Source organism: Pseudomonas sp. LB3P58 (assembly GCF_054897895.1).
On the sequence record NZ_JBUBVE010000001.1, the window covers coordinates 1,960,997 to 1,976,411 of the forward strand.

The 15,415-nt window shown below is 59.9% G+C and carries 17 protein-coding genes; 10 read left to right on the forward strand and 7 right to left on the reverse strand.

Features of this window, described 5'->3' with window-relative positions; all coding sequences use genetic code 11:
- The first annotated feature begins 62 nt into the window (after positions 1-62).
- The 6 genes from ACYZTZ_RS09180 to ACYZTZ_RS09205 all read left to right on the forward strand — a co-directional run bounded on the left by ACYZTZ_RS09180 (position 63) and on the right by ACYZTZ_RS09205 (position 6,857).
- Positions 63-1,232 (forward strand): M20 aminoacylase family protein, encoded by a 1,170-nt coding sequence (locus tag ACYZTZ_RS09180; protein WP_461997927.1) that lies wholly within the window; start codon positions 63-65, stop codon positions 1,230-1,232.
- A gap of 39 nt (positions 1,233-1,271) precedes the next feature.
- Entirely contained in the window at positions 1,272-2,060 is a 789-nt protein-coding gene (locus ACYZTZ_RS09185; RefSeq protein WP_046048146.1) for an ABC transporter substrate-binding protein, read from the forward strand.
- A 39-nt stretch (positions 2,061-2,099) separates the two neighbouring features.
- The gene (locus ACYZTZ_RS09190; RefSeq protein ID WP_461997928.1) at positions 2,100-2,789 is read left to right on the forward strand and encodes an ABC transporter permease; all 690 of its coding nucleotides are present in this window, start codon (positions 2,100-2,102) and stop codon (positions 2,787-2,789) included.
- Positions 2,786-3,499, forward strand: a complete 714-nt coding sequence (locus ACYZTZ_RS09195) for an ABC transporter permease (protein WP_461997929.1) — start codon at positions 2,786-2,788, stop codon at positions 3,497-3,499. The genes ACYZTZ_RS09190 and ACYZTZ_RS09195 overlap by 4 nt, the downstream gene beginning before the upstream one ends.
- Positions 3,500-3,521: 22 nt before the next feature.
- The gene (locus ACYZTZ_RS09200) at positions 3,522-4,289 is read left to right on the forward strand and encodes an ABC transporter ATP-binding protein (protein WP_461997930.1); all 768 of its coding nucleotides are present in this window, start codon (positions 3,522-3,524) and stop codon (positions 4,287-4,289) included.
- A 990-nt stretch (positions 4,290-5,279) separates the two neighbouring features.
- Positions 5,280-6,857: a sensor domain-containing diguanylate cyclase gene (locus tag ACYZTZ_RS09205; protein ID WP_461997931.1), complete on the forward strand. Its 1,578-nt coding sequence runs from the start codon at positions 5,280-5,282 to the stop codon at positions 6,855-6,857.
- A gap of 2 nt (positions 6,858-6,859) precedes the next feature.
- On the opposite strand, the gene ACYZTZ_RS09210 is transcribed toward ACYZTZ_RS09205, so the two are convergent.
- The 3 genes from ACYZTZ_RS09210 to dapA are packed head-to-tail and all read right to left on the reverse strand — an operon-like array spanning position 6,860 to position 9,110.
- On the reverse strand, positions 6,860-7,777 hold the full coding sequence (locus ACYZTZ_RS09210; RefSeq protein ID WP_461997932.1) for a LysR family transcriptional regulator: 918 nt from the start codon (positions 7,775-7,777) through the stop codon (positions 6,860-6,862).
- Between the two features lie 22 nt (positions 7,778-7,799).
- A complete protein-coding gene (locus tag ACYZTZ_RS09215) occupies positions 7,800-8,174 on the reverse strand; it encodes a DUF2784 domain-containing protein (RefSeq protein WP_461997933.1) in 375 nt (124 codons plus the stop codon).
- Between the two features lie 60 nt (positions 8,175-8,234).
- The gene (dapA, locus tag ACYZTZ_RS09220; RefSeq protein ID WP_461997934.1) at positions 8,235-9,110 is read right to left on the reverse strand and encodes a 4-hydroxy-tetrahydrodipicolinate synthase; all 876 of its coding nucleotides are present in this window, start codon (positions 9,108-9,110) and stop codon (positions 8,235-8,237) included.
- A gap of 383 nt (positions 9,111-9,493) precedes the next feature.
- Between dapA and ACYZTZ_RS09225 the strand changes: the two genes are divergently transcribed.
- From ACYZTZ_RS09225 to ACYZTZ_RS09235, 3 genes are read left to right on the forward strand one after another with little or no spacing between them, the layout of a single operon-like run.
- The gene (locus tag ACYZTZ_RS09225) at positions 9,494-10,192 is read left to right on the forward strand and encodes an AzlC family ABC transporter permease (protein WP_008157336.1); all 699 of its coding nucleotides are present in this window, start codon (positions 9,494-9,496) and stop codon (positions 10,190-10,192) included.
- Positions 10,192-10,503, forward strand: coding sequence for an AzlD domain-containing protein (locus ACYZTZ_RS09230; protein ID WP_165353329.1), 312 nt, complete (start codon positions 10,192-10,194; stop codon positions 10,501-10,503). Before ACYZTZ_RS09225 ends, ACYZTZ_RS09230 begins: the two co-directional genes overlap by 1 nt.
- A gap of 59 nt (positions 10,504-10,562) precedes the next feature.
- Positions 10,563-10,724 (forward strand): hypothetical protein, encoded by a 162-nt coding sequence (locus ACYZTZ_RS09235; protein ID WP_008157331.1) that lies wholly within the window; start codon positions 10,563-10,565, stop codon positions 10,722-10,724.
- Positions 10,725-10,821: 97 nt separating this feature from the next.
- On the opposite strand, the gene ACYZTZ_RS09240 is transcribed toward ACYZTZ_RS09235, so the two are convergent.
- From ACYZTZ_RS09240 to ACYZTZ_RS09255, 4 genes are all read right to left on the reverse strand, one after another.
- Positions 10,822-11,502 carry an SOS response-associated peptidase gene (locus ACYZTZ_RS09240; protein ID WP_461997935.1) on the reverse strand — a complete coding sequence of 227 codons (681 nt, stop codon included), beginning with the start codon at positions 11,500-11,502 and terminating at the stop codon, positions 10,822-10,824.
- Positions 11,503-11,567: 65 nt separating this feature from the next.
- Positions 11,568-12,281: an ABC transporter ATP-binding protein gene (locus ACYZTZ_RS09245; RefSeq protein ID WP_461997936.1), complete on the reverse strand. Its 714-nt coding sequence runs from the start codon at positions 12,279-12,281 to the stop codon at positions 11,568-11,570.
- A gap of 3 nt (positions 12,282-12,284) precedes the next feature.
- Positions 12,285-13,121: an ABC transporter permease gene (locus tag ACYZTZ_RS09250; protein WP_461997937.1), complete on the reverse strand. Its 837-nt coding sequence runs from the start codon at positions 13,119-13,121 to the stop codon at positions 12,285-12,287.
- 49 nt (positions 13,122-13,170) lie between these two features.
- On the reverse strand, positions 13,171-14,169 hold the full coding sequence (locus ACYZTZ_RS09255) for an aliphatic sulfonate ABC transporter substrate-binding protein (protein ID WP_461997938.1): 999 nt from the start codon (positions 14,167-14,169) through the stop codon (positions 13,171-13,173).
- Between the two features lie 296 nt (positions 14,170-14,465).
- Here ACYZTZ_RS09255 and ACYZTZ_RS09260 point away from each other — a divergent pair, with 296 nt between their 5' ends.
- Positions 14,466-15,413: an ABC transporter substrate-binding protein gene (locus tag ACYZTZ_RS09260; RefSeq protein WP_461997939.1), complete on the forward strand. Its 948-nt coding sequence runs from the start codon at positions 14,466-14,468 to the stop codon at positions 15,411-15,413.
- Positions 15,414-15,415: the final 2 nt, after the last annotated feature.

Here is a 15,415-nt window from a genome sequence, read left to right on the forward strand (position 1 = left end):
CAGGGCCCGTTCCCTAAGATCCGACTCAGCAACCGCTCAGGTCTTATCGAAGGAATACAACAATGATCGCCGACCCAGTCTTGCCGGGTATTGCAGCCATTCAAGAGGAAATGATCGCGTTGCGCCATAGCCTCCACGCGCACCCCGAATTGGGCTTTGAAGAATTCGTCACCAGCGAGCGGGTTGCAGAATGTTTGACGCAGTGGGGATTTGAGGTCAGCACGGGTGTAGGCAAGACCGGCGTCGTCGCCACCCTGAAAAATGGCGAGGGCCGGTCGATTGGTTTGCGCGCCGACATGGATGCACTGCCGATTCAGGAAACCACCGGTTTGCCCTATGCCAGCCGGATCGACGGCGTCATGCATGCCTGCGGCCACGACGGCCATACGGCAACGCTGCTCGCAGCCGCTAAACACCTGGCGCAGACCCGGGCGTTCAACGGCACTGTAAATCTGATTTTTCAACCGGCCGAAGAAGGCCTGGGCGGGGCCCGGAAAATGCTCGAGGACGGCCTGCTCGAACGGTTCCCGTGTGATGCGATCTTCGCCATGCACAACGTGCCGGGTTATCCCGTCGGGCATCTGGGGTTCTACAGCGGCCCGTTCATGGCGTCTGCCGATACGGTGAACATCAAAATCATCGGCAACGGTGGTCATGGCGCGGTGCCGCATAAGGCGGTCGACCCGGTGCTGGTCTGCTCCTCGATCGTGATCGCCCTGCAAAGCATCGTCTCGCGCAACGTCAATCCGCAGGAAATGGCGATCATCACGGTCGGTTCCCTTCATGCCGGCAGCGCCTCGAACGTGATTCCGTCCAGTGCCGAGATGAGCCTGAGTGTGCGCGCCCTTACGCCCGAGATTCGCCACTTGCTCGAAGTCAGAATTACCGAATTGGTCAACGGTCAGGCGGCCAGTTTCGGCGCGCGGGCCCAAATCGATTATCAGCATTGTCATCCGGTGTTGATTAACCATCCCGAGCAAACCGCGTTTGCCCGAGAAGTTGCGCGCGAATGGTTGGGAGAAGGGCAACTGATCGACGATTTGCGGCCCTTCACCGCGAGTGAGGATTTTGCCTTTGTCCTGGAAAAATGCCCCGGCAGTTACCTGGTGATCGGCAACGGCGAGGGCGATAGCGGGTGTCTGCTGCACAACCCCGGCTACGACTTCAATGATGCTTGCCTGCCGATCGGTGCGAGTTACTGGGTCAAGTTGGTCGAGCGTTTTCTGGGTTGAGTCGCCGTATTTTCGTTGGGCCTGAGAGGAACAAAAATAATGAACAAGATGATTGCGGCTGTTTCACTGGTGTTGTTGACGGCCTCTGGTCTGGCCGGTGCGGCCGACTGGTCTGGCAAAGTCCTGAAACTGGGGGTGGACCCCACGTATCCACCGCTGGAGTACAAGAACCAGGACGGCACGCTGACCGGCTTCGGGGTCGACATCGCCGAGGCGCTGTGTGCCGAGTTGAAGGCCCGATGCATTTGGGTTGAAAGCAGCTGGGACGGCATGATCCCGGCGCTGCTGGCGCGCAAGTTCGATGCGGTGGCGTCGTCGATGACCGTGACGCCCAAGCGCCTGGAGCAGATTGCGTTCACCGACAAGGTCTCCAACGCGCCGGCCCGGTTGGTCGTCAAGCGTGGATCGGGCCTGCTGCCCACCCTCGAATCGCTCAAGGGCAAACGCATTGGTGTGGAGCAGGGTTCGACGCAGGAGGCGTATGCCAAAGCCGTCTGGGGTTCGAAGGGCATCGACGTGCTTTCCTACCAAAATCAGGACCAGGTGTATGCGGATCTGGTGGTGGGCCGACTCGATGCCTCGGTGCAAGGGGCCATTCAAGCCAGCTACGGCTTCCTCAACACCACGCAGGGCAAGGACTATGAATTTGCCGGCGCCACTCTGGATGATCCGGCCTTTTTCGGCGTCGGTGACGGCATCGGTTTGCGCAAGAGCGATGTCGAGTTACGCGAAGACTTGAACAAAGCCCTGGCGACGATTCTGGCCAATGGCACTTACGCGCGGATCAATAAAAAGTACTTCGATTTCGACGTCTACGGCGCGAAGTAACGCCCTTCACCTCGACCTAATAAGAACAAGGAGAGTGAAATGCTTCTGGAAGGCTTTGGCCCGCAGATCCTGCTGGGCACCCTGGCCACCATCAAACTGGCGTTATGGTCATTGTTGATCGCGGTCCTGGCCGGGCTGCTCGGCGCCAGTTCCAAGTTGTCCTCCAACCGTTTGTTGCGAACGCTGGCCACCGGTTATACGACGGTGATTCGCAGCATGCCGGACCTGGTGATCATGCTGTTGCTGTTCTTCAGCCTGCAGATGCTGCTCAACCGGATGACCGATTGGCTGGGCATCGCTCAAATCGACATCGACCCGTTTCTGGCCGGCGTCATCACCCTCGCTTTCATTTACGGGGCTTACTTTACCGAGACGTTTCGCGGCGCCTTCCAGGCGGTCCCGGCTGGCCAGATCGAAGCGGCAAGGGCCTACGGCATGACCCGTGGCAAAACCTTTCGCAAAATCCTGTTCCCGCAAATGCTCCGTCACGCACTGCCGGGTATTGGCAATAACTGGCAGGTGTTGATCAAGTCGACCGCGCTGGTATCGATCATCGGCCTGACCGATGCCATCAAAGCCACGCAAGATGCGGGCAAAGGCTCGATGCAGTTCTTCTATTTCACGCTGGTCGGCGGCCTGATCTACCTCGCCATCACCACGGTGTCCAACGTTGTCTTGATGTGGCTTGAGCACCGCTATTCGGTGGGTGTCAGGAAGGCTGCGCTATGACCGGCATTCTCGAAAACTACTGGCAGGCGTATCTGTGGAGTGACGGGCCACACTTTTCCGGGTTGGCGGTGACCTTGTGGCTGCTCATTCTTTCGGTGGTGACCGGCTTCCTGCTCGCGGTGCCGTTGTCGATTGCCCGCGTCAGCCGCAACCCACTGATCTGTCTGCCGGTCTGGTGCTACACCTGCGTGTTTCGCGGCACCCCGTTGTACATCCAGCTGCTGTTTTTCTACACCGGGGTGTACAGCTTGCACGTGGTCCGATCCCAGGATTTTCTCAACGCGTTTTTCCGTGACGGGTTCAACTGCACGGTGCTGGCGTTCGCGCTCAATACCTGCGCCTACATGACCGAAATTTTCGCCGGTTCCATCCGGGCCACTCCCCATGGCGAAATCGAGGCCGCCAGCGCCTACGGCATGAGCCGGTTCAGCCTCTATCGCCGGATCATTCTGCCGTCGGCGTTGCGCCGGGCCCTGCCGTTTTTCAGCAATGAAGTGATTCTGATGCTGCATTCCACCTCGGTGGCATTTACCGCCACAGTCCCTGATTTGCTGAAGATTGCCCGCGACGTCAATTCGGCGACTTATGCATCCTTTGCCGCATTCGGCATTGCCGGGGTGCTGTATGCCGGCAGCGCGTTTTTCCTGATCTGGCTGTTTCGTCGCGGCGAACTGCATTGGCTCGGCTACCTCAAACCGCGGACGCACTGACCCCTCACTGGACATGCTCGAAATGTATAAATTGATCGTTGAAGATGTGCATAAAAACTACGGCAACCATGAGGTATTGAAGGGCGTCTCACTCAAGGCCCGGGCGGGTGACGTGATCAGCATCATCGGCTCTTCGGGGTCGGGGAAAAGTACCTTCTTGCGCTGTATCAACCATCTCGAACAACCGTCCGCCGGGCGCATCATCGTCAATGCCGAAGAGCTGCTGACCCGCAAGAATTCACGGGGCGATTTGTGTGCGGTCGACCCCGCGCAGTTGCAGAGCATGCGCAGCAAGCTGTCGATGGTGTTCCAGCACTTCAATCTGTGGAGCCACATGACGGTGCTGGAAAACATCATCGAGTGCCCGATGAGCGTGCTGGGTGTCCGTCGGGCGGAGGCTCTGGAGCGGGCGCGGCGTTACCTCGCCAAGGTAGGTTTGCCGGCAAAGGTCGAGACTCAGTATCCGGTCCAGCTGTCCGGCGGCCAGCAACAGCGTGTCGCCATTGCTCGTGCGCTGGCCATGGAGCCGCAAGTGATGCTGTTCGACGAACCGACCTCCGCCCTGGACCCCGAGCTGGTGGGCGAGGTGCTCAAGGTCATGCAGCAGCTGGCCGAAGAGGGCCGGACGATGGTGGTGGTCACTCATGAAATGGCGTTTGCCCGGCAGGTGTCGAACCACGTCATGTTTTTGCATCAGGGTCGGGTGGAAGAACAGGGCGCACCGAATACCGTACTGGAGCAGCCTCGGAGCGAGCGGTTGCAGCAGTTTTTGGCGGGAAGTCTCAAATAGCGTAAAACCCTCGCCCGGTTGTCGTAATGCTGTTCACTTGGGCTCGGTGTTTCCAGGCATACATATGCGTAGAGAGGGGGCGGTGGATCAAGGGCCGACTGTGTTTTGTTGGTCGTGTGCATATCCGTTTCTGAGGTTATGGCGGCTATCGGTTTCGCTTTTACAGCGAGTCACTTTGAAAAGCGCAAAGTAACCAAACGCTCTTGCCCCTTTCGTTCGGTGCCTCGCTGTGGCTCGGCATGCCCTCGCTCCGGTCCTGCTCCGTGGGCCCGCCGCCATCGGCCATTCATGGCCGGGGGCGGCTAACCCGGCATCCATGCCGGGTTGCCCACTGCGCAGAACCTCCACTCGGCCTCTCGAGGGGGCGGTGCATCAAGATCAAAAGCTGCAGGCGAGCTAACGCTCGGCCTGTTGAGTGGTGAGAAGCAAAAGCCGTACGCCGATCTGCTTTATGTGGGAGCGGGCTTGCTCGCGAAGCTGTTGATCTTGCCGTTGCCGTTGCCGTTGCTGTTGCTGTTGCTGTTGCTGTTGCTTTGGCTTCAGATCTGTTGCCCCTTTCCCAGAGGCCGAACGCAGGCGTTGCGCAGGGGGCACCGCGGCAAGGATGCCGCGGTAGCCGCCCCCGGCCATGGATGGCCGATGGCGGCGGGCCCCCGGAGCAATGCCGGAGTGAGGGCATGCCGAGCCTAGGCGAGGCACCGAATGGCGGGGCAGAAGCGCTTTGGTTACTTTCGCGCTTTTCGAAAGTGACTCGCTGTAAAAGCGAAACCGCCAGCAGCCATCACCGCAGAAACGGATATGTACCCCAACCTTAAGTGAACAGCATTACGCCGTTTGTCGAGACATCCGTGCGAATACTTCTCGCGTATATCAACCTATCGGGTGTTTGATGAGGCATAGTCGCCTGGCACCAGGCGGCTTATACCCGTCATGGGTCATAAAAAGGGCGAACGGGAAGATTCGCCCTGTGATCAGTATTCAGGGAGCGTCATGGGTCATCCGTCCGTTAACAATCGAATTGAACAATCCCGCCATGGCATGCCTTGGGTCGCCGAGCAAGCCGGGGTAACTCTCAAGGTTCGCTCTGCGGTGATTCTGCTGGTCGCGGTGTGCCTGTCCATGACGGCTATCGTGATTTGGGAAGCCTGGAACTCGCGCCAGTACCATCTGCACGACAAAGAAGTGGCGATGTCCAACCTTGCCCAGACCCTGGCCTCGCAAGCGCAGGCGTCGATCAAGCAAGCCGATACGTTGCTGTTGACCCTGGTGGATCGCCTCGAAAACGACGGCTTCGACCAGTCCCGGGTACCCCGGCTGGAGCGCTTGCTCAAGACCCAGCGCAGTGAGTTGAGCCAGCTCCATGGCTTGTTTATCTATGATGAAGAAGGGCGCTGGGTTGCCAATTCCAATGGCGCCGTCGTGCCCGATGCCAACAACGCCGATCGTGAATATTTCATCTTCCATCGCGATCATCCCGACCGCGGCCCCCACATCGGCCCGTCGATCAAGAGTCGTTCGAGCGGTGAATGGATCATGACGGTGTCCCGCCGCGTCAATCATCCGGATGGCCGTTTTGCCGGCGTGGCGTTGGCAACGATTTATCTCAGCCATTTCCTCGGGCTCTACGACAGCATCGACATGGGCGGTAACGGCGTGATCAACCTGATCGCCGACGACGCCACCATCGTTGTTCGTCGGCCATTCAAAGAAACTGAAATCGGCAGCAGCGTCGCCAAGGGGCCGCTGTTTACGCAACTGTTGCCCAAGGGTAATTCGGGCACGGCAATCGTCCCTTCCTATGTGGATGGGGTCGAGCGTGTGGTCGGATTCCGAAGGGTCGAGGGTTATCCGCTGATCATCTTTGCTGCGCTGAATAAAGATGAAGTTCTGGCAGGTTGGCGTGAGGAGGTACTGCTGAGTGCCGGGATCGTCTCGTTATTCCTGGGGTTCCTGGGCGTCCTCGGTTATCGCCTCATTCGCCTCATGAAGCAGCAGAATCATGTGCAGGGCGTATTGCTGGATGCGCAGGAAAAACTCATCGAGGTCAACCGCAGTCTTGAGTTGCTGGCGCTGGAGGACGCGCTGACCGGGATGTCCAACCGGCGTCAGTTCGATCTGTTCATCCTCGCCGAAATGGGCCGCGCCAGGCGCAACCAGGCCCACCTCGCGCTGCTGATGATCGATGTCGATCACTTCAAGAGCTTCAATGATCTTTACGGCCATGTGGCCGGCGATGAGTGTTTGCGCAACATCAGCACGATCATCAGGGACAACATCAAGCGCCCCGGCGACCTGGCTGCCCGCTATGGCGGCGAAGAGTTTGCGGTGGTACTGCCCGGGACCGACTACGTGGGGGCGTTTCTGGTGGCGGAAAAAATCCGTCGCGCGGTTCAGCTGGCCGGCATCCGGCACAGTGAAGGGGCTGAAGGCACGGTGACGGTCAGCCTGGGGGTCGCCGCGTACGATCCGGCGTCACAAGCCCAGCCTAGCGACCTGGTGGGGGCCGCCGACAAGGCGCTGTACGTGGCCAAGGCCAGCGGCCGGAACATGAGCGTCATTGCCAACTGAATTCAAACAAACCGGTCACTGCCCTGAACCAGCTTGGTGGACAGGTACGATTGCTTGAGTTTTTCCAGCCACCAGCCCAAGGCGCGGCCGTCATGATCGCCACGCCAGCCGACATACAAGATATTCGGCTCACGGGGATCGGCCATTTGTTTTTCAATCAGCGTGCCGTTTTTCAGTAACGAGCCGACCCGATGCTTGGGCAACCAGCCCACGCCCAACCCGTCGCACTGGGCGAGGATCTTGGCGCGCATGGTCGGTACGGCGAGCACCGGTTGGCCGCCGGAGACGCCGTAAGTGCTGCCCTCGGTAACCCTGGACGAATCGGCCACGACAATCGCCCGGTGCTGCGCAACCATGGCGCGTGAAATCGGCTCCTGGGCCTTGGCCAGCGGATGCTTGGGCGACACCGCGAACACCCATTCCATTTCCCCCAGTTGCATCCAGCGCAAGGAAGGGATCGCCGGTGGCTCGTTGGTGGCGCCGATGATCAAGTCCGCGCGGCCTTCACGCAGGGCTTCCCAAACACCTTTCAGTACTTCCTGAGTGATGCGCAACGGCACGCCGGACTCCAGCGCATCGAACTCGTGAATCACCGGGATCAACGCTTCGAATTCGAGCAACTCATCGGTGACGATCCATAGCCGGCTCTCCCAGCCATTGGCCACTTGCTGCACCCGCTGGGTCAGCCGCGAGACGTCTTGCATCAGTCGCGCCGCCTCGTTCACCAGCAACTCACCTGCCGGGGTCAGTTGCAAGCGGTAGCGACGGCGGTCGAACAGCAAGGCGTCAAAGCGTTCCTCCAGTTGCCGCGCCGCGTAGGACACCGTCGAGGGTGCCTTGCCCAAGTGGGCCGCGGCCCGGGACAGGCTGCCGGTTTCCCGGATGGCTTCCAGCAAGGTGAGATCTTCAATCGACAACATGGGCAGAATCCTCGAATCGGCTTCAGGTTGCCCGACGTAACTTCCACAGCCTGATCAACCTAAAGTAAACCAGCACGTTGATCGCCAGCACCACGCTGCCCAGTCCCAGCTGAATCGCCGGTGTCAGGCCCGCCGGGTAAATGACCGGCCACACGTAATGTTCGATGAAACCGCCGCTATAACCGGTTTGTCCGGCCGCGTCGCGCATGAGGTTTTCCCACTCGGTCAGCGGGCAGATCAGGTGGAAGACTTCCACCGACACGCCCCACGCAGCCGCGGGCAGGTGCCACCAGATCAGGGGGCGCCATTTGAGCACCAGCAGCCCGCCGAACAGCACGAACAGAATGAACAACAGATGAAACAGGACCAGCCCGTCGGCGGCGATTCGGTAAAACATGTCGACTCCCTGACGCGTTATGCGAATGGCTCCATGGTACTCGGGCTGGTTGCTGGCGCTCTATCGATTGTTGCTGTTCAACGCCGCCAGCACTTCCTTCAGACGCACCACCATGGTTTCGCTGCTGCGTTGCATCGGCGCGCGCAGTTCGTCGTCGATCAAGCCTTCAAGGGCCAGGGCGGTTTTCACCGGGGCGGGATTGGGCTCGATGAACAGGCTGTGAATCAGCGGCAGCAGTTGGAAGAATGTCGCTCGACCCGCCGCTAACCGGTTGTCGCGGATCTGTTGATACAGCGCCACGAACAGCTCCGGATGAACATGCGCCGAAGCGGCAATGGCGCCTTTGGCGCCCAGACACAAGGCGCTGAAGATCTGGTTATCTTCGCCGCACAGCACGTCGACCTTGCCACTGCCTAGCAGCGCCAGGGTGTTGGCTTGATTGCCGCCGCAATCCTTGACCGCAACGATTCGCTCATGGGCGACGATGTTGAGCAGGGTTGCCTGCTCGAACGCCACGCCGGTGCGGTAAGGGATGTCGTAAAGAATGAGCGGAACGCTGGAGGCATCGGCGACGGTTTGGTAAAACGCTTCGAGGCCCGCCTGGGACGGACGGATGTAATACGGCGGCGGTACCAGCAAACCGGCCAGTGGACGTTTCAGGATTTCGCTCTGAAATTGCAGCAGCTCGGTCATATTGTTGCCGGCCAGGCCCATGACCACCCGTTCCGCCGGCACCTGCTCCAGCACCGCATCGAGCACCGCCAGTTGCTCGTGTTTGCTCAGTGCCGCCGCTTCCGCCGTGGTGCCGCAGACCACAACGCCATCGACGCCTTTTTCCAGCAGATGACTGACCAGCCGGCGCAAGCCGACGAAGTCGATCGCACCGTTGCGAAACGGTGTAACGAGAGGGACCCAGATACCTTGAAACGATGACATGCACGTACTCCTGAAGGTTGACCGATTTCGTCACCGTCAGAAGCGTAGAAGGCAGAAAGCAAGGGGAGGGTGTCCGTCGCGCTCAATGTCCTGTCAGCTCATCTGACGGGACAGCGCGCCCCGGTCACATGAGCGACTGTTTCTTCGATTTGAGGGCGTGCGCAACGCAACCTTGCGCCTTGGCATTCAAGCCAATGACGACAGTGTTGAGGTTGACGGTTGCGGACATACTTGCTTACACCCTGAATGAGGTGCTCAGTTTTAAAAGCCGACGCGATTTTTGTCAAGTTGTGCTTGGCCGCGGACCAAGTGCGCAAGATTGTTCAAGCCAGCGGCCGCGACTGCTGGCACAGTCTGAGGTCTTTCCCTGGTTGTAGAGCGTTATGTCCAATTCACTCATGCCGCGCAGTGCCTTTCTTCGCGGCGCTGCGGCGATCATGCCGTTGTCCCTGGCCACCGCGCCCTGGGGGCTGCTGGCCGGCTCCATGGCCATCGAGGCCAATCTCACGCCCCTGCAAGGCCAGGGTTTGTCGAGCATTGTGTTTGCCGGGGCCGCGCAACTGGTGGCGATCGGCATGCTCAAGGGCGGTGCCGGGATCTTTTCGATTCTGCTGACCACGCTGCTGCTGACCTCCCAGCATTTGCTGTACGGCATGAGCATGCGTTCGGTGATTTCGCCGTTGCCGGGTCGCTGGCGTGTGGGGCTCGGTTTTTTGCTCACCGACGAGCTGTTCGCCCTGACCAGTGCGCATGACAAGCAACAGTTCAACCGCTGGTACGCGTTGGGTGTCGGCCTGACGTTTTACATCGCCTGGAACCTCTTCACCCTGGCCGGCATCGTGTTGGGCAGCAGCATTCCGGGGCTGGAACATCTGGGGTTGGATTTCTCCATCGCGGCGACCTTTATCGCCCTGATTACCCCGGTGGTGCGGAACGTGCCGACCGTGGTGTGCGTGGCAGTGTCGTTGTTCTGCTCGGTGCTGTTCAGCTACTGGCAATGGGGCTCGGCGCTGGTGCTGTCGGGGTTGGCGGGCATGACCGCAGGCTTTATCTGCAACAAATTCTACGGTGGACGCACATGATGGTCTGGGCGGTGATTTTCGGTATGGGGCTATTGGTGTTCCTCAACCGCTATGTGTTTCTGGAGCCGCGGCTGCCCGTGCGCTTGAGCAGTAATGCGCGGCAGTTCCTGGGTTTTGCGGTGCCGGGCATGCTGACGGCGATCTGCGGGCCGATCGTGTTCATGCCGGACAAGCAGCTGAATCTGCAGTGGGATAACCCGTACCTGATCAGTTCGCTGGTGGCGGTGGGGCTGGTGCTTTACACCCGCAATACCTTGCTCAGCATGTTGTTGAGCATGGGGTTTTTCTTTTTGCTGCGTTGGTGGCTCTAAGTCGTTCCCGTCAAATTGTTCTACGCTTAAAGGGGACCCCTACAGGAAGAGAGGTGAGCATGGCTAATGATCCAAAGCGTCCGTACCCGGATGAAGATGTGGATGACGAACCCACCGAAGAAGAGATTGAGCGGCAGAGGCGTTCGACGCCGGACTGGAAGCACCCCGACGACGGTAAAGAACTGTCAGACCGCGACCAGGAGCGTCCGCTGAAGCCTTGACCTCGCTGCATATACAAAAAAGCCCCGCTATCAAAGCGGGGCTTTTCATTGGGCGATTATTCAATCGGATCGCTTCATTCCAGCGGTATTGATACGTTTATGAACTTTCATCAATCAATGCTGCGCCTTGATTTCTTGAATTGCCCACCGCTTTGTTCACCTTGTACCACTCGAAAACCTCGCTGACTTCGCCCTGCAACAACGCCATCTGCTCCGCGCGTTCTTTGGGGGTGGCCGGGTCAAGCCATTCCCGCGCCAGTTGCGCAGACAACACAACGGGGCGCCGGTCATGAATGTCGAGCATGCCGCCCGCACTGTCGGCGGTGATGATCACAAAACCGTCGTCGACCCGCGGTTCACCACTCGCGCCGGGAAACTGTCCGATCGCCGCGCATAAAATCGGCGCCCGGTCCCGTCGGCGGACGAGCCACGGTTGCCTCGTCGAGTCCCCGGCATCGACCCATTCGAACCAGTTGTCGATCGGCACGATCGCGCGGTGCGGCCAGATGGCCCGGAAGAACGGGCCGTGGGCGACTTTTTCGACCCGTGCATTGATTGGTGCCGCCCGATCCTTCGCCCAGTGCGGCCGCCATCCCCAGCGTTGAAAATCGGCGTGCAGGCCGTTGCTCTCCATATGCAGGAGCGCGAGTTGCGTGGTGGGCGCAGCGTTGTAGCGGGCCAGCGGTTCATCACCGACATGGTTGATCAACGCGTCGGGGATGCTCAGCACGGCAACAAAATCGTGAATGCCACGGTACTGCGACAGACGTCCGCACATGGGCTGATTCTCTAATTGACGCGCGCTGACTGAAGTGCTCAGGCTGGAGATTTCAGCTTAGTTGCTCAGATCACATGGGCGCGCTGCAACTCGGTCAACGACAAAGCCTTGAGGCGCGCCAGTAAAGGGTCGCGCCGGTCACGGGGATGGGCCAGTTGCACCGCAAGCTCCTGACGAATGCTGCTGGGGCGATTGTCCATCACCAGCACCCGATCACTGAGGTACAGCGCTTCATCCACGTCGTGGGTCACCAGCAGCAGGGCGATGGCATGACGTTCGGCCAGTTGCAGCAGCAGGTCCTGCAATTTCATGCGGGTGAAGGCGTCCACCGCGCTGAAGGGTTCATCCAGCAACAGCACGTGCGGTCGCGAGTAGAGGCCGCGAGCGATCGCCACCCGCTGCGCCATGCCGCCCGACAGCGCTTTGGGCAGGGCTTGAGCAAAACCACCGAGGCCGACTTCGTCGATCAGTTGCGTGACCCAGGCTTTGTCGTAATGGTCGTCGGCGCTGAAACCGATGTTCTGTTCGACCGTCAGCCATGGCATCAGTCGCGGCTCCTGGAACACAAAAGCGACGTCCCCGGCGCTGCTGAGCACTTCGCCCTCAAAGTCCTTTTCCAGGCCGGCGATGATCCGCAGCAATGTGCTTTTTCCGCAGCCGCTGGGGCCCAACAGGCTGACGGCTTCCCGGGGTTGCAATTGCAAGTGGATGTTCTTGAGCACGGTGGTGGCGGCGAAGGTTTTGCGCTCGACGCGAATGTCCAGCAGGTGGTCGGTCATGGCTCAATCCTCTGCGCTTTGGCCGTTGAAGGTGTCGCGCCAGGCGAGGAAACGCTTCTCCAGGCCGGCGAGGATGCCGTCGCTGAGTTTGCCCAGCAGCGCCAGCACGATGATTGCCGCCAGCACGATGTCCGGGCGTGAAGTCTCGCGACCGTCGCTGAGCAGATACCCCAGGCCTTTGGTCGCGGCGATCAGTTCGGCGGCCACCAAAAACATCCAGGCCAGGCTCATGCCGCTGCGTAACCCGGTGAACAGGCCGGGCAGGGCGGCGGGCAGCAGAATGCGGCGCACCAGTCGCGGCCGGCTGAAACCGTACATCTGCCCGACTTCCACCAGTTTGCGGTCGATGTCGCGGATCGCCGCGACGCCATTGAGGTACACCGGGAAGAAGGCGCCGATGGCGATCAAGACGATTTTCGAGGTCTCGTCGATGCCCAGCCACAGCAGCAACAGCGGCACCCAGGCCAGGCTCGGAATCGAGCGCAGGCCGGCGAATGTCGGCTCCAGCCAGGCTTCGGCTTCGCGGCTCAAACCGACCCACGCGGCGAACACCAGGGCCAGACCGGCACCGATGGCGAAACCCAGCAGTACCCGCAACAAGCTGGCGCTGATGTGCTTCCACAGCGCGCCTTCGGCGAGGTCGCTCAAGGTCAGCGCGATCTCGCTGGGGGCCGGCATTTGGTAGGACGGCAGCCAGCCGATGCGTACGACGAATTCCAGCACTAAGAGGATCAGCGCCGGCAAGGCCAGGCCTTTGAGGCGCAGGCGCCAGGCGGTGTTGAGGCGTCGGAGTGCGGGCAATGCCAGCGGGGCGGACAGCTGTTTGCTTTTGCTGGTCATTGGGTTCTCCGGTCACGACGAATCAAGATCAAGAGATCGCAGCCTCGTTTCACTCGACAGCTCCTACACGAGCCACGGTTTCTTTGAAGCGGGTGTCGATCAGTTGGTCGATCACTTGATCGACATTCACCCCACGACGAACCAGTTCTTCGGAAACCAGAATCGGTGCGGCAGCCTTGGAGGCGATCACGTCCTTGGCGGTCAGTTGCGGGCTGCTCAGGTCGGTGCGCGACAATTGCAGCTTGGCCACTTCCAGCGGCAGGCCGGATTCGGTAGCGAGTAGCTTCGCCAGTTCCTGCGGATTTTTTACCGCCCACTCACGAGCTTGCTCGTAGGCATTCAGTACGGTTTCGATGGTCTGTGGGTGTTCTTTGGCATAGCTGTCGGTGACGCTGACCACGCCGTAGCTGTTGAAGTCAGTGTTGCGATAGAGCAACCGCGAACCGGCCTGAACCTGGCTCGCCGCCATGTGCGGATCGAGTCCGGCCCAGGCGTCGACGTCACCTTTTTCCAGCGCGGTGCGACCGTCCGGGTGCTGCAAATGCACCAGTTCCACATCGTCTTTGCTCAGGCCTGCCTGTTGCAGGCTGCGCAGGGTAAACAGGTACGGATCGGTGCCCTTGGTGGCGGCGATTTTTTTGCCTTTCAGATCGGCCACGGTCTTGTAGGGCGAATCCTTGCGCACCACCAGCGCCGTCCATTCGGCGCGGCTGTAGACGTAAACCGATTTGATCGGGCTGCCATTGGCGCGGCTCAGCACGGCGGCGAGGCTGGCGGAGGAGGCGAAGTCGACGCCGCCGCTGTTGAGGTATTCCAGCGAGCGGTTGCTGCCCTGGCTCAGCACCCAGCTGACCTTGGTTTGTGGCAGGGCTTTTTCCAGAAAGCCGAAGTGTTTGAGCACCAGGCTTACGGGCGAGTAATAGGCGTAATCCAGATGCACTTCGGCCGGTGGCGCTTCAGCGGCCTGGGCAAGCGGTTGCAGGCTCAGTGCCAGGGCGCAGGCGCTGAGCAGAGACCTGACGTAGGGAAAACGGAAGGTGGGTTTCATGGGACAGCTCCGGGCAAGGCGGCGAGGTTCTTATTTCCAAAAAATCATTTTTTATAAATGCTTCCTGCATAAAAGGAATATTGCAGGCTCTGTGCCATGTTTTACGCGACGAGTGTTTTCAAGGCCTTGGCGCTGAAGCAGGGGCAGAGAAATGTTCAAGGGAAAACAGTCTGTTTGGTCGCTGTTGCTGGGCAAACACTGTTTGCTGCTGGTCATTAGCTTATGCACAAATCGAATTTCAAATGGCTTCTGTAAGAGCGTTATGGTCTATCACAATAACCCTCAAGGAGCCCCCGATGAACCTGTCCCGATTCGTGCGCAGTCTGCTGACCAGCGCACTGTTCGCCGCACCACTGGCTTACGCCGCCGAGCCCGTCGTCCTGCACGTCGGTGATCAGAACTACTACAACGTTCGCGCTTCGGTGGAGGCGTCGGGCGTACTGAAAGATGCGCCGTATACCGTCGACTGGAAGCACTTCCAGGCCGCCGCGCCGCTGGCCGAAGCGCTGAACACCGGCGCGCTGGATCTTGGGTTTCTCGGCGATTCGGGTTTTCTGTTCCTCGCCGCCAAGCAGGCGCCGGTGAAACTGATCGGCGTGTCGCGGCAGAACCCCGACACCATCGCCTTGCTGGTGCCCAAGGATTCGCCGGTCAAAACCATCGCCGATCTGAAGGGTAAGAAAGTCGCTTATTGGCCCGGTGCCTGGAGCCAGCAACTGACCCTGCGCGCCCTGGAAAAAGCCGACCTGCCGGAAGACTATGTCGACTTCATCAAACTGATGCCGATCGATGCTGCCGCCGCGTTGCCTCAGGGCAGCATCGACGCGTTCCCGGTCTGGGAACCTTACATCTCCCAGCAGATTCTGTTCTCCGGCGCCCGACCGATCCTCACCGCCAAGAACCTGATGCCCGGCCTGAGCGCCATCGCCGCGTCGACGCCGTCGATCGACAGCAAACGCGAAGCCATTGCCGACTTTCTGGTGCGCCTGAAAAAGGCCCGGGTCTGGGTCGACAACCACACCGACGAGTACGCCGATCTCTGGGCGAAGAAAGCCAACCTTGACCAGAACGTCTCACGCCACTGGTTGCGTCAGGCCCACATGACCGTCGGCCCGGTGGATGCGCAGGCAGCAAAGGATCTGCAAAGCACGGCGGACTTCCTGTTCAAGGTAAAAGCGCTGCCGGCTGCGTTGGCGACTGCGCCGATTATCGACAGCTCGTTTCAGCAGGCTTTGGCTGAGTAAGC